General features: G+C 65.1%; 9 protein-coding genes. 8 read left to right on the top strand and 1 reads right to left on the bottom strand.

Annotated features, from left to right (window positions below; translation table 11 throughout):
* Positions 1-185: 185 nt before the first annotated feature.
* From P9236_RS10015 to P9236_RS09980, 8 genes are all read left to right on the top strand, one after another.
* Positions 186-3,536: a transglutaminase family protein gene (locus P9236_RS10015; protein WP_278074454.1), complete on the top strand. Its 3,351-nt coding sequence runs from the start codon at positions 186-188 to the stop codon at positions 3,534-3,536.
* Between the two features lie 6 nt (positions 3,537-3,542).
* Entirely contained in the window at positions 3,543-5,954 is a 2,412-nt protein-coding gene (locus P9236_RS10010) for a circularly permuted type 2 ATP-grasp protein (RefSeq protein ID WP_278074453.1), read from the top strand.
* A gap of 6 nt (positions 5,955-5,960) precedes the next feature.
* Positions 5,961-6,836: a transglutaminase family protein gene (locus P9236_RS10005; RefSeq protein WP_278074452.1), complete on the top strand. Its 876-nt coding sequence runs from the start codon at positions 5,961-5,963 to the stop codon at positions 6,834-6,836.
* A gap of 101 nt (positions 6,837-6,937) precedes the next feature.
* Complete coding sequence (locus P9236_RS10000; protein ID WP_278074451.1) at positions 6,938-7,873, top strand: glycosyltransferase family 2 protein; 936 nt, start codon at positions 6,938-6,940, stop codon at positions 7,871-7,873.
* 138 nt (positions 7,874-8,011) lie between these two features.
* Positions 8,012-9,067 carry a DNA topoisomerase IB gene (locus P9236_RS09995; RefSeq protein WP_278074450.1) on the top strand — a complete coding sequence of 352 codons (1,056 nt, stop codon included), beginning with the start codon at positions 8,012-8,014 and terminating at the stop codon, positions 9,065-9,067.
* 112 nt (positions 9,068-9,179) lie between these two features.
* The gene (locus P9236_RS09990; RefSeq protein WP_059184386.1) at positions 9,180-9,554 is read left to right on the top strand and encodes a YciI family protein; all 375 of its coding nucleotides are present in this window, start codon (positions 9,180-9,182) and stop codon (positions 9,552-9,554) included.
* Complete coding sequence (locus P9236_RS09985) at positions 9,551-10,825, top strand: RNA polymerase sigma factor (protein WP_278074449.1); 1,275 nt, start codon at positions 9,551-9,553, stop codon at positions 10,823-10,825. Before P9236_RS09990 ends, P9236_RS09985 begins: the two co-directional genes overlap by 4 nt.
* 183 nt (positions 10,826-11,008) lie before the next feature.
* On the top strand, positions 11,009-12,523 hold the full coding sequence (locus P9236_RS09980) for an aldehyde dehydrogenase family protein (RefSeq protein ID WP_278074448.1): 1,515 nt from the start codon (positions 11,009-11,011) through the stop codon (positions 12,521-12,523).
* Between the two features lie 44 nt (positions 12,524-12,567).
* On the opposite strand, the gene P9236_RS09975 is transcribed toward P9236_RS09980, so the two are convergent.
* The gene (locus tag P9236_RS09975; RefSeq protein WP_278074447.1) at positions 12,568-13,434 is read right to left on the bottom strand and encodes a hypothetical protein; all 867 of its coding nucleotides are present in this window, start codon (positions 13,432-13,434) and stop codon (positions 12,568-12,570) included.
* Positions 13,435-13,693 lie beyond the last annotated feature (259 nt).

The following is a 13,693-nucleotide window of genomic DNA, read 5'->3' as shown; positions in this document are numbered from 1 at the left end:
TCCTTGCTTCGCCATAGGATGACGAAGGCGTAGGGTATCGCCAATCGCGGACGTTTGGCCTGTTCCCTGGGGCCATCGTGCGTCTGTTAGCTGCTTAAATTAGGTGCAGCGCAACATCTCTGCTTGGAGAATGGCCAGGACTTGTGTCAGGTTCGGCGAATTGAAACGCCGAACTCCGGGGCACCATGGCGATACTGGCAGCCGTCCATCATCTGACCCACTACAAATATGACCGGCCTGTGGTGCTCGGTCCCCAGGTGATCAGGCTGCAGCCGGCGCCGCATTCGCGTACCAAGGTGCTCAGCCACTCGTTGAAGGTCGAGCCGAAGAACCACTTCGTCAACCTGCAGCAGGACCCCTACGGCAACTTCCTCGCTCGCTTCGTTTTCCCGGAGCCGGTAACGGAACTGAAGATCGAGGTCGACCTCGTCGCCGACATGACGGTCTACAATCCGTTCGATTTCTTCGTCGAGGAATCGGCCGAAAATTTTCCCTTCGAGTATCCGGAAGAGATCAGGCAAGACCTCGCCATCTATCGGGCGCCTGAGCCGGCCGGGCCGCTGCTGTCGAAATTCCTGGAAAGCGTCGACCGCAGTCCGACGAACACCATCAATTTCCTCGTCGGCCTCAACGCGCGGCTGCAGCGCGAAATCGCCTATATCGTGCGCATGGAGACGGGCGTCTACTCGCCCGAAGAGACGCTTGCGGCCGGCAAGGGCTCGTGCCGGGATTCGAGTTGGCTTCTGGTCCAGATCCTGCGCAACCTCGGCATCGCCGCCCGCTTCGTCTCCGGTTACCTGATCCAGTTGAAGCCGGACCTCGTCTCGCTCGACGGGCCGCCGGGAACCTCGGTCGATTTCACCGATCTGCACGCCTGGTGCGAGGTCTATATTCCGGGCGCCGGCTGGATCGGCTTCGACGCAACCTCGGGCCTGCTCACCGGTGAGAGCCATGTGCCGCTGGCGGCGACGCCGCATTTCCGCAATGCCGCGCCGATCTCCGGCATGGCAAGCTTCGCCAACGTCGATTTCAGCTTCGACATACGGGTGAATCGCATCGCCGAGCATCCACGTATCACCAAACCGTTCTCGGACGAGAGCTGGGAGGCGCTCGACGCGTTGGGCAACAAGGTCGATGCGGTTCTGCAAGAGCAGGACGTGCGGCTCACCATGGGCGGCGAGCCGACCTTCGTGTCGATCGACGATTTCGAGTCCGCCGAATGGAACACGGCCGCCGTCGGTCCGACCAAGCGTGACAAGGCGGACCAGCTGATCCGCCGGCTGCGCGAACGCTTCGCGCCGGGCGGTTTTCTTCACTACGGCCAAGGCAAGTGGTATCCGGGCGAGAGCCTGCCGCGCTGGACCTTTTCGCTCTACTGGCGCACCGACGGCGAGCCGGTCTGGCGCGATCCGTCGCTGATCGCGCGGGAGACGGGCAACGTGAAGGTCGGGCCGGAGCAGGCCGAAAGGCTTCTCACGGCGATCGCCGGCGAACTCGGCATCGACAAGTCGATGGTCAGCGAGGCTTATGAAGATCCGGCCGAATGGCTGCTCAAGGAAGGCAAGCTGCCGGACAATGTCGATCCATCCAATTCCAAACTGGAGGATCCGGAAGAACGCAGCCGCATGGCGCGCGTCTTCGAGCGCGGGCTGACCAAGCCATCGGGCTACGTGCTGCCCGTGCAGCGCTGGAACAGCCAGGCTGCCGGGCAACGCTGGCGTTCGGAGAAATGGAAGACGCGCCGCGGCCGCCTGTTCCTCGTGCCGGGCGATTCCCCGGTCGGCTACCGGCTGCCGCTCGGGGCGCTGCCATACGTGCCGCCGGCGCAATTTCCTTACATCGTCCCGGTCGATCCGTCGGTGCCGCGCGGCGCCTTGCCGGCGCGGGATGCGATCCTGCCGGAATCGCCGACCGGCGGCGCGGACGACATCGCTCGGCAGCAGGCGGAGGCCTCGTTCACGGCGGCTACCGCGCAACAGGACCGCGTCGAGCAGCAGCTGACCGAAATCGGCGGCGCGGTGCGCACCGCGCTCACCGTCGAGCCGCGCGACGGGCGCCTCAGCGTGTTCATGCCGCCGGTCGAGGCGCTGGAAGACTATCTCGAATTGGTGGCGGCGGCCGAGAACGCGGCCAAGGCGATCGGCCTGCCGGTGCATATCGAGGGCTATGCTCCGCCGCACGACCCGCGCCTCAACGTCATCCGCGTCGCGCCCGATCCCGGCGTCATCGAGGTGAACATTCATCCGGCCGCCAACTGGCAGGAATGCGTCGCCACGACGACCGCTATCTACGAGGAAGCCAGGCAGTCGCGGCTCGGCACCGACAAGTTCATGATCGACGGCCGCCATACCGGCACCGGTGGCGGCAATCACGTCGTGGTCGGCGGCGCGACGCCCAATGACAGCCCGTTCCTGCGCCGGCCGGACCTGTTGAAGAGCCTGGTGCTGCAATGGCAGCGTCATCCGTCTCTGTCTTACCTTTTTTCGGGTCTGTTCATCGGCCCGACCAGCCAGGCGCCGCGCATCGACGAGGCGCGGCACGATTCGCTCTACGAGCTCGAGATCGCGCTGGCGCAGGTGCCACACCCGGACAAGGGCGAGGCGCCTTTGCCGTGGCTGGTCGACCGGCTGTTCCGCAATCTGCTCACCGACGTGACCGGCAACACGCATCGCTCGGAAATCTGCATCGACAAATTGTTCTCGCCCGACGGTCCGACCGGCCGGCTCGGCCTGGTCGAGTTCCGCGGTTTCGAGATGCCGCCCAATGCGCGCATGAGCCTGGCGCAGCAATTGCTGGTTAGAGCAATCATCACCCGCGCGTGGAAGAACCCGCTCGACGGCCGCTTCGCGCGCTGGGGCACTTCGCTGCACGACCGCTTCATGCTGCCGCATTATGTCTGGGCGGATTTTCTGGACGTGCTCGAGGATCTGAAGCTCAACGGCTTCGACTTCCGCCCGGAATGGTTCGCTGCCCAACTCGAATTCCGCTTCCCGTTCTGCGGCGAAGTGCAGCATGCCGGCGTCAAGCTGGAGCTCAGGCAGGCGCTGGAGCCCTGGCACGTGATGGGCGAGCAGGGCGCCATCGGCGGCACGGTTCGCTTCGTCGATTCCTCGGTCGAGCGGCTGCAGGTGAGGACCGAAGGCCTCAATCCGGAGCGTCACGCCATCGTCTGCAACGGCCGCACCGTGCCGATGAAGGTGACCGACAGCAGAGAAATCGCGGTGGCGGGCGTTCGCTTCAAGGCCTGGCAGCCGGCATCCGGCCTGCATCCCGCCCTGCCGGTCAACACGCCGCTGGTCTTCGACGTCTACGACCGCTGGTCGGACCGCTCGGTCGGCGGCTGCGTCTATCATGTCGCGCATCCGGGCGGCCGCAACTACGACACCTTTCCCGTCAACGGCAACGAGGCCGAGGCGCGACGGCTCGCCCGCTTCGAGCCGCGCGGCCATACGCCGGGCGGCTATGTGCTGCGCGACGAAGAAGGCTCTGAAGACTTCCCGATGACCCTTGACCTGAGGCGGCCGGCGAGATTCTGATCGACCATGGCCAAGGGGAATCAGAAACGGGCGGGCGGAAGGCCGCGGGCGCGGAACCTGCTGGAGCACTATCGGCCGATCGACGGCGTCGTCGACGAGATGGTCGACGCGGCTGGCAATCCGCGCCCGGCCTGGCGGTCCTTCATCGAGGCGCTGGATGGTCTGGGGGCTGAAACGCTCGGACAGCGTTTTACCCGCGCCGACCAGTATCTGCGCGATGCCGGGGTCTATTATCGCGTCTACGACAAGGCAGGCGCCAACGAGCGCGAATGGCCGCTGGCGCATGTCCCTCTGCTGATCGATGAAAAGGAATGGGCCGAGATCAGCGCCGGGCTTGTCCAGCGCGCCGACCTGTTCGAAGCGATCCTGGCCGATATCTACGGGCCGAACCGTTTGATCGAGACCGGCATCCTGCCGGCCGGGCTGATCGCGGCGAGCCCCGAATATCTGCGGCCTGTCGTCGGAATCCGGCCGGCCAGCGGCCATTTCCTGCATATGGTCGCCTTCGAGCTCGGCCGCGGACCAGACGGCCGCTGGTGGGTGCTGGGCGATCGCACGCAGGCGCCGTCGGGCGCCGGCTTCGCGCTGGAGAACCGCGTCGCCACCACGCGCGCGCTGTCGGACATCTATGGCGAGCTGCATGTGCACAGGCTCGCCAGCTTCTTCCGCCGCTTCCGCGACGCGCTGAACGGCATGGCGAAGGACTCCGGCGGCCGCGTCGCCATCATGACGCCGGGGCCACTCAACGAAACCTATTACGAGCACGCCTATATCGCGCGCTATCTCGGCATCATGCTGCTCGAAGGCGAGGACGTGACGGTGTCCGGCGGCCGGTTGATGGTGCGTACCGTTTCCGGCCTGATGCCGGTCGGCGTGCTATGGCGGCGGCTCGATGCAGCGTTTGCCGATCCGCTCGAGCTCAAGCCGGACTCGCAGATCGGCACGCCCGGGCTGGTCGAGGCGGTTCGGCGCGGCACCGTCTCGGCCGTCAACGCGCTGGGCTCAGGCCTGGTGGAAACGCGGGCGCTGCTTTCCTTCCTGCCGCGAATTGCGCGGGAATTGCATGGCGAGGAGCTCAAGCTGCCGAGCATCGCCACCTGGTGGTGTGGGCAGCAGACCGAACGCGACCATGTGCTGGCCAATGTCGACCGCATGGTGATCGGTCCTGCGCTGTCGACGCGACTCGCCTTCGAGGACGACGGCGCGACGCGTCTAGGCTCGGCGCTGACGGCGGGAGAGCGGGCGGGGCTGATCGCGCGGATCGAAGCCGATGGCGCCGGCTTTGTCGGCCAGGAAGCCGTGACGCTTTCGACGACGCCGGTCTTCGTCGGCGGCCGGTTGGAGCCACGGCCCGCCAGCCTGCGCGTCTATCTGGCGCGGACGCCGGAAGGCTGGACGGTGATGCCCGGCGGTTTTGCCCGCATCGGCTTCTCGCTCGACCCGACGGCGATCGCCATGCAGCGCGGCGGCCAGGCGGCAGATGTCTGGGTGGTCAGCGACAGGCCGGTCGAGCGCGAGACGCTGCTGCCGCAGGAGACTGACGGCTTCACCCGCACCATGCCCGGCAGCCTGCCAAGCCGCGCGGCGGAGAACCTGACCTGGCTCGGCCGCTACATAGAGCGCTCCGAAGACACGGTGCGCGTGCTTCGCGCCTATCACGTGCGACTTGCCGAGACATCCGACCCCGAGATGCCGCTGCTCGCCGACATCAGGGACTATCTCGAACCGTTCGGCATCGAGGTCGAAACGGCGATCCCGCCTGGGTTGATCAGCACCTTGGACAGCGCCGTCTACAGCGCCGGCCAGATCCGCGACCGCTTCTCGCCGGACGGCTGGCTGGCGCTGAAGGACCTGTCGAAGACGATCCACAAATTTGCCGACAGGGTGGCGCCCGGCGACGACGCGACGCGGGCGATGACGGTGATGCTGCGCAAGCTTGCCGGGTTCTCGGGCCTGCTGCACGAGAACATGTACCGCTTCACCGGCTGGCGCTTCCTGGAGATCGGCCGGCGGCTGGAGCGCGGCATCCAGATCGCACGCACGCTGGCGCGGCTGACCAGAAACGGTGCGCCGGAAGGCTCGCTCGACATGATGCTGGAGATCGGCGACAGCGTTATGACCCACCGCCGGCAATATCCGGTGCAGGCCGGGCGGCGAACGGTGATCGACCTTCTGGCGCTCGATCCGCTCAACCCGCGCTCCATCCTGTTCCAGCTCGAGCGGTTGAAGGCCGAAATCGGCATGCTGCCGTCGGTCGGCGGCGAGGGGCACATGTCGGCCGCAGCGAAAGAGATCTTGCAGCTCAACACGGCGATCGCCGTGATGGAGCCCCAGGACATGACCGCGAAGGTGCTCGACGAACTCGCCAACCAGATCGGCGATCTCTACAGCAGCCTCGCCAAGGCCTATTTCGGGTAGGCGGCAATGCTTTATGACATCAGACTCCATCTGCACTACGACTACGCGGCAGCAGCTGGTGGCGGCCGGCATCAGGTGCGGGTGCTGCCGCAGACGATCGCCGGCGTGCAGCGAGTGATCGCCGCCTCGTTGTCCTTTCAGCCCAATCCGGCCGAACGGGCGGATTTTTCCGATTTCTTCGGCAACAGCGTCACCGCGATTGCCTTTCGCGACGCGCATGAGGAGCTCGACGTCAGGATGAGCGCAAGGGTGTCGGTCTCGCGGCCGGAACCCGGCCTCGATGTCTCGCCTGACATCCATGGCTTGAGGGCGGAACTCGACGCGGTGCGTTCGCTGTCGCCAAACGCGCCGCATCATTTCCTTGCCGCCAGCGATCATGTCGGCATCGACACGGCGATCACAGCCTATGCGCGGGAGAGCCTTGCCGGTTCGGCGGTCGCCACGGCCGTCGGTCTCTGCAACCGCATCCACCGTGATTTCACCTATGACGGCAAGGCGACGACCGTGCAGACGCGGGCCAGCGACGCCTTCGCGTTGAAACGCGGGGTCTGCCAGGATTTTTCCCACATCATGATCGCCGGCCTGCGTGGGCTTGGCATCCCCGCCGGTTATGTCAGCGGCTTCCTGCGCACCATTCCGCCCAAGGGCAAGCCGAGGCTCGAAGGCGCCGACGCCATGCATGCCTGGGTGAAGGCCTGGTGCGGCCGCGATGCCGGCTGGCAGGAATTCGATCCGACCAACGGCATGCGGGCGAGCAACGACCATATCACGGTCGGTTACGGCCGCGACTATTCCGATGTCGCGCCGATCGTCGGCGTCCTGAAAACCACCGGCGGCCAAGTCGGCGAGCAAGCCGTCGACGTCATCCCGGTCGCTGCCTGAAGGCATGCCGTCGGTCGCGCGGGCTGCTTCTCAAATCACGATCCCGTCGCTATCTTGCCGACCGGGTGTCGCCGGTCGGGCACTGGCGTGGAGTTCAATTGTTGACTGCGGTCAGTGTCATCATTCCAGCACATAACGCGTCGGCGACCGTCGCCGACACGCTGACGGCGTTGCGTCCGGAAGCCGAGGTCATCGGCGAAGTGATACTGGTCGACGATTCCTCGACGGACAACACGGCGGCGGTTGCCGCGGATGCAGCCTCGCGGCTGGCCTTGCCGCTCCGCATCATCCAATCGAGCTGTCGGGACGCGGGCGGCTCCCGCAACCTTGCGCTGGCCGCGGCACGCTTTCCCTGGATCTACATGATCGACGCGGACGATTTGCATCTCGATGGTGGATTGCGGGCGCTGCTGTCCAAGACCAGGACAAAGCCAGGTTCGGATATGGTGGTCGGCGCCTACCGCCGACGAACCGACGGTCAGAACCGACAGTTCAAAATGCCGTGCGGCTATACGGCCGCGGGGCTCGCCAACGCATCCGCCTATCTGGCGGGCAGGGTGCGGTCGATCGCCGTCGGCAGCGCGCTGGTCTCGCGGCGCGCGGTCGGCGATACGCGCTTTCCGACCGGGCTTGCCTATGATGAGGACACCTTGTTCTGGGCGCGGGTGATGAGCAAGGCATCGCTCGAGGTCGTGACCCAGCCCATCATGGTCTATTTCGTATCGTCGGGGCGCTCGGACGACCGCTTCACCATCAAGCCTGAGCGACGCTTCCTCGAATGGCGCCTGGCGCTGCGCGAACTCCTCGAATGCGGCATCCCCAAATCATCGCTGAAGGCGCGGGAGGGTCTTGTCGCGCTCAAGATCGCCCGTGTCCACTACGCTCGGGGCGATCTCGAAACGGCGGCAAAATTCCTGGCGATTGCCAACGCCGCTCCCAAGGTCTCCGTCGATATCTGGCGCTGCATGCGCTACCGGCTGAAAATCGCGGCGTGGCGCCGATTCTCTGGCCATCAAATCCAGCTGCAAAGCGCCTGATGGCCGACGGCCGGAACTTCGCAGTAAGGCCGAAGGACTTACGAGAGGGGAACCAGCAGCCTGCTGCGCGGCTTATCCACGGACAAGTTCCGTGGAGCCATCATGCTGCAGCGATCACACTCGTCCCTAGATCGTTCAATGGGCGCGGACGAAGCCCGCGGGAACGGTGCGCAAAATTCGGCCGAGCGCGCGTCGCTCAGCTATGTCAGCGATGCCGATCCCGGCATTCGCCGATTGAGAAAAGGCAAAGGATTTCGTTACGTCGACCCGAACGGGAAACCGGTGACCGCACCGACGCTTGACCGCATCAAGGCGATCGTCATCCCGCCGGCGTGGACCGATGTGTGGATCTCGCCCGATCCGAACGGCCATATCCAGGCGACCGGCCGGGATCAACGCGGACGCAAGCAGTACCGCTATCACCCGCAATGGACGGAGGAACGGGACGGCGTCAAATTTTCCAGTCTTGTCGCTTTTGCCGAGGCGTTGCCTGACCTCCGGCGCCGGATCGATGTCGACCTGCGGCGGCACGGGCTGCCGCTGGAACGTGTGGTCGCTGCGATCGTTTGGCTGCTCGACAACACCATGATCCGCATCGGCAATGCCGCCTATGCCCGCGACAACAAGAGTTTCGGCCTAACCACTCTGCGCGACCGCCATGTCGAAATCACCGGCTCCAGCCTGCGCTTCGCCTTCAAGGGCAAATCCGGCAAGGAATGGAAGCTGAGGCTGGTCGATCGCCGCATAGCAAAGATCGTGCGCGGAGCCCAGGACCTGCCGGGTCAGAAACTGTTCCAGTATCTCGACGAAGACGGCGATCGGCGGCCGCTGCGGTCGGAGGACGTCAACCGCTACATCCGCGAAGCATTAGGCTCCGAGTTCAGCTCCAAGCATTTCCGCACCTGGGGTGGCACCATTCATGCGGCGGCGCTGTTTGCGCAAGCCGAGCTTCCAGAAAGGATGACCCAGCGAAAGCGGGTGATGAACGGCATCGTCGACAAGGTTGCCGAACAGCTCGGCAACACGAGAGCCGTCTGCCGCCAGTGCTACATTCACCCGCTCGTCTTCGAGGCGTGGGCGCAAGGCACGCTGCTCAGCGAAATGACCGAGGCCAACAAGCGAAAGCGTCTCATACCGGGCCTTGATGAGGAGGAGACGCTGGTGCTCAGATGGCTGGAGGCGCGCGGAGCCTGACGAACGGTAGGCGGCCGATGGTAAGCCCGTGATCGCCCTACAAATTTTTTTATCGACGTTGTGTCGGGAAGGGTCCTACTGTCGCGTCCTTTGATACCGAAAGGACCAGCACATGCTCTATGCCATCCTCTGCTACGCCTCCGAAGACGTCGTCTGCTCCTGGAGCAAGGAACAGGACGACGAGGTGATGGCAAAGCTACTCAACGTACAGGACAAATACGCCAAGGCGGGCCGGCTGGGACCGGTGGCGCGTCTCTTGCCGACCACCGCTGCGACGACGCTCCGCAAGGTCAAGGGCGAATCGATGGTGCTCGATGGGCCTTTCGCCGAGACCAAGGAGCAGTTCCTCGGCTTCTACACGCTCGAATGCCAAGACTTGGATGAGGCTGTCGAGTTCGCCCGTGAGCTCTCCGAGGTCAATCCGAGCGGCGGCTCCTACGAGATCAGGCCGATCTCCGTCTTCAACCCGACCAAGGTTCCCGCATGACCGACCTGACCTGGATCAGCAACGCGATCAGCACCGCCCGTCCGCAGGCGATGGGCGCGCTGCTGCGCTATTTCCGCGACCTCGACGCCGCGGAAGAAGCTTTCCAGGATGCTTGCCTGAGGGCATTGAAGAATTGGCCGAAGAACGGTCCGCCGCGCGATCCGGCGGCCTGGCTGATCTTCGTCGGCCGCAACAGCGGCATCGACGCGGTGCGCAAGCGCGCCAAGCAGGCGCCAATGCCGGAAGAGGACCAGATTTCCGATCTCGAGGATGCCGAAGGCGATATGGCCGAGCGGCTGGACGGTGCGCATTATCGCGACGATATCCTGCGCCTCCTGTTCATCTGCTGCCATCCCGACCTGCCGGCGACGCAGCAGATCGCGGTCGCGCTGCGCATCGTCTCCGGCCTGACCGTCAAGCAGATCGCGCGCGCCTTTCTCGTCAGCGAGAGCGCCATGGAGCAGCGTATCACCCGCGCCAAGGCGCGCATTGCGGGCGCCGGCGTGCCGTTCGAGACGCCCGGCGCGGTCGAGCGCTCCGAGCGTCTCGCTGCGGTTGCGGCCATGGTCTATCTCATCTTCAACGAGGGCTATTCGACCAATGGCGGCGAGGCGCCGGCCCGCGCGCCGCTTTGCGAGGAAGCGATCAGGCTCGCCCGGCTGCTGCTCAGGCTGTTTCAGCAGGAACCGGAGATCATGGGGCTGACCGCGCTGCTTTTGCTGCAGCATGCGCGCGCGCCGGCGCGTTTCGACGAGAATGGCGAGATCGTGCTGCTCGAGGACCAGGACCGGTCGCTCTGGAGCCGCAAGATGATCGACGAGGGACTGGCCTTGGTCGACAAGGCGCTCCGCCACCGCAAGCCCGGTCCCTACCAGGTGCAGGCGGCGATCGCGGCGCTGCATGCCCGTGCGGCAACGCCCGAAGAAACGGACTGGACAGAGATCGACCTGCTTTACGGCCTGCTCGAGCAGATGCAGCCGTCGCCGGTGGTGACGCTCAACCGTGCCGTTGCGGTAAGCAAGGTGCGCGGGCCGGAGGCGGCGCTCGCCATGATCGAGCCGCTGGAGGACCGGCTGTCCGGCTATTTCCACTTCTTCGGCCTGAAGGGCGGCCTGTTGATGCAGCTTGGCCGTGATGAGGAGGCGCGCGTCGCCTTCGACCGCGCCATCGCGCTAGCCAACACCGCCGCCGAGGCCGCTCATATCCGCATGCACATCGACCGGCTGATCAAGGAAAGCGGCGAGCGGACCTCCGCCAAAAAAGCGCACTGATCCGCTGATTCGCCGCCTGGCCCAATTTTGCGCGCCGGGCTTGGACCATGCCGGGGTGGCGGTTTTTCCCTGAAACGAGTAATGCCACGCATCAAAGGCGCCGGACGTGCCCATGGCACGTCAAGACGTGGCGCAAGTCTTCGACGCTCGCCATATCCAAGGCGGGATCTGAAAGGGATAAAAATGACGATAGCGAAGGAAACGTCCTCACTTTTGGAGAGACTGGGTGTTGCCAAGGACGCGCTTGCCGGCGGCGACCTCATCGTGCGCAGCCCGGTTACGGGCGAGCAGATCGCGGCGCTGAAGTCGATTTCGGCGGCCGATGCCGGCAAGGCCATCGATGCCGCGCACAAGGCCTTCCAGGCCTGGCGGCTGGTGCCGGGGCCGAAGCGCGGCGAGCTGGTGCGCCTGCTCGGCGAGGAATTGCGCGCGCACAAGGCGGAGCTTGGCCGGCTGGTGTCGATCGAGGTCGGCAAGATCCCGTCCGAGGGCCTCGGCGAAGTGCAGGAGATGATCGACATCTGCGATTTCGCCGTCGGCCTTTCCCGCCAGCTCTACGGCCTGACCATCGCCACCGAGCGTCCCGGACACCGCATGATGGAGACCTGGCATCCGCTCGGCATCGTCGGCGTGATTTCGGCCTTCAACTTCCCGGTCGCGGTGTGGTCGTGGAACGCGGCGCTTGCGCTCGTCTGCGGCGACGCGGTGGTGTGGAAGCCGTCGGAAAAGACGCCGCTGACGGCGCTTGCCTGCGAGGCGATCTTCAAGCGTGCCGCCAAGCGTTTCGGCGCCGATGCGCCGGAGGGCCTGCTCCAGGTGCTGATCGGCGACCGCGCCGTCGGCGAGGTACTGGTCGACCATCCGAAGGTGCCGCTGGTTTCGGCCACCGGCTCGACCCGCATGGGCCGCGAGGTCGGTCCGCGGCTGGCGAAGCGCTTTGCGCGCGCGGTGCTGGAACTCGGCGGCAACAATGCCGGCATCGTCTGCCCGACCGCCGATCTCGACATGGCGCTGCGCGCCATTGCGTTCGGCGCCATGGGCACGGCCGGGCAGCGCTGCACGACGCTCAGGCGCCTGTTCGTGCATGAGAGCGTCTACGACGCGCTGCTGCCGCGCCTGAAGAAGGCCTATCAGAGCGTATCGGTCGGCAATCCGCTGGAGACATCGGCGCTGGTCGGTCCGCTGATCGACAAGGCGGCTTTCGACAACATGCAGAAGGCGCTCAAGGAGGCGCAGGCGCATGGCGGCAAGGTGACCGGCGGCACGCGGTTCGAGAACGGCCACCCGGACGCCTACTACGTCCACCCTGCGCTGGTCGAGATGCCTGCCCAAGTCTCGCCGGTGACGGAAGAGACCTTCGCGCCGATCCTCTATGTGATGAAATATTCCGACTTCGACGAGGCGCTCGAGGCGCACAATGCGGTGGGCGCCGGCCTGTCGTCGTCGATCTTCACGCGTGACCTGCAGGAATCGGAACGCTTCCTCGGCGTCGACGGTTCGGACTGCGGCATCGCCAACGTCAACATCGGCACGTCGGGCGCCGAGATCGGCGGCGCGTTCGGCGGCGAGAAGGAAACCGGCGGCGGTCGCGAGAGCGGCTCGGACGCCTGGAAGGCCTATATGCGGCGCGCCACCAACACGGTGAACTTCTCCAAGGCGCTGCCGCTGGCGCAGGGCGTGTCGTTCGATATCGACTGAGGGTGCCATCGCTGGCTGAGGCTGAGATGCAAGCGCTGCTGCGCTCAGCCTTCGCCCGCGGCGGAAAAGCAGGCAGCGAAGGCCGCGTCGATAATGGCGAGCTTGGCTGCCTGGACGGCCATGTATTCATCGAAGAACTGCCGCGAGACCCACATCACGGAATGTCCGCGCTGGCCGACCCAGCCGATGCTGCCGAGCGCTTCGGCGTCGTGGAGCTTGCGCGCCAGATGGGTGCGCGACAGCTTCAGCCAATGCGCGAACTCGCTGATCGAAACGACGCTGGTCGGAATCTTGTCGAGGTTGGCGTCCTCCGGATCGATGCCCGACATCAGCCAGTCCATGACGATGCCGCCGTTGTTCAGCCAGATAAACAGGGAGAAGGTTCGTTCAGGTTCCCGCACCGGGACGGATGTCAGCAAGCCGTCGCAGATCAACGGCTGCAGCTTTGCCAGCATGTCGGGTCGCTCGAGGAAGGTCGCCAGCCGGTTTCCACCATCGATGCGATCGAGCGTCCTCAAATGGGCATAAATCCAGTTGGTGAAGGTCTCGATGGTGGCCTCGGTCACCCGCAAGGGGTGGGCGCGGCCATCACCGCTCGGCGAAACATATTCGGCGATGTTGTAGTGCAGCATTTCCTTGACGAACGCTTCGGCGGTGTTGCGGCTGGCGACCGAGTTCCGGCGTACGACCTCGATGAAACGCGCTACCGTCATCTCGGTGCGGCGGTCGTTGGGGTCGCGCCTGAAATGCAGAGCGAGCCCGACATGGCCGAGCAGCCAGCGCTGCTGGGTGGCAAAGACGGCGGCAAGGCGCGGGCTGGTTTCATAGACATGGATGAGCGCGCGCGACTGTTCCTGCACGCTGCGAAGTGCTTCAGGATGACTGGCGATCTCTTCGGCGCTCAGCGACATTTCCTGTGGCACTCCATTCGATTCCAAGCAACGGCAATGAAGATTTATAGCCTTCGCCGGTTGTGTCCAGTTGCCTTATTGGAACAACGGCAGATGTTTCGGCGCGTTCCTAGTTAACCCGTTGCATTGGTTTGGAAATCCGTCCCGATAATAGTCTGGCCCGCAACCTCACGCACGTGCCTTTCGCAGCGCGGGCGGCCCGTCGCCGAAGCGTGGCCTTTGCAACGTTGTTGGCGACGCCCTATCGTGGCGGCTTGAA

The organism is Mesorhizobium sp. WSM4884, assembly GCF_029625675.1.
Classification (GTDB): domain Bacteria; phylum Pseudomonadota; class Alphaproteobacteria; order Rhizobiales; family Rhizobiaceae; genus Mesorhizobium.
The sequence above is the reverse complement of the archived record's forward strand: the minus strand, read 5'-3'. Positions and strand labels throughout refer to the sequence as shown.

Excerpts from the sequence above, each read along its gene's own strand:
- P9236_RS10015 (WP_278074454.1), top strand. The coding sequence starts at position 186 with ATGGCGATACTGGCAGCCGTCCATCATCTGACCCACTACAAATATGAC.
- P9236_RS10010 (WP_278074453.1), top strand. The coding sequence starts at position 3,543 with ATGGCCAAGGGGAATCAGAAACGGGCGGGCGGAAGGCCGCGGGCGCGG.
- P9236_RS10005 (WP_278074452.1), top strand. The coding sequence starts at position 5,961 with ATGCTTTATGACATCAGACTCCATCTGCACTACGACTACGCGGCAGCA.
- P9236_RS09995 (WP_278074450.1), top strand. The coding sequence starts at position 8,012 with ATGGGCGCGGACGAAGCCCGCGGGAACGGTGCGCAAAATTCGGCCGAG.
- P9236_RS09990 (WP_059184386.1), top strand. The coding sequence starts at position 9,180 with ATGCTCTATGCCATCCTCTGCTACGCCTCCGAAGACGTCGTCTGCTCC.
- P9236_RS09985 (WP_278074449.1), top strand. The coding sequence starts at position 9,551 with ATGACCGACCTGACCTGGATCAGCAACGCGATCAGCACCGCCCGTCCG.
- P9236_RS09980 (WP_278074448.1), top strand. The coding sequence starts at position 11,009 with ATGACGATAGCGAAGGAAACGTCCTCACTTTTGGAGAGACTGGGTGTT.
- P9236_RS09975 (WP_278074447.1), bottom strand. The coding sequence starts at position 13,434 with ATGTCGCTGAGCGCCGAAGAGATCGCCAGTCATCCTGAAGCACTTCGC.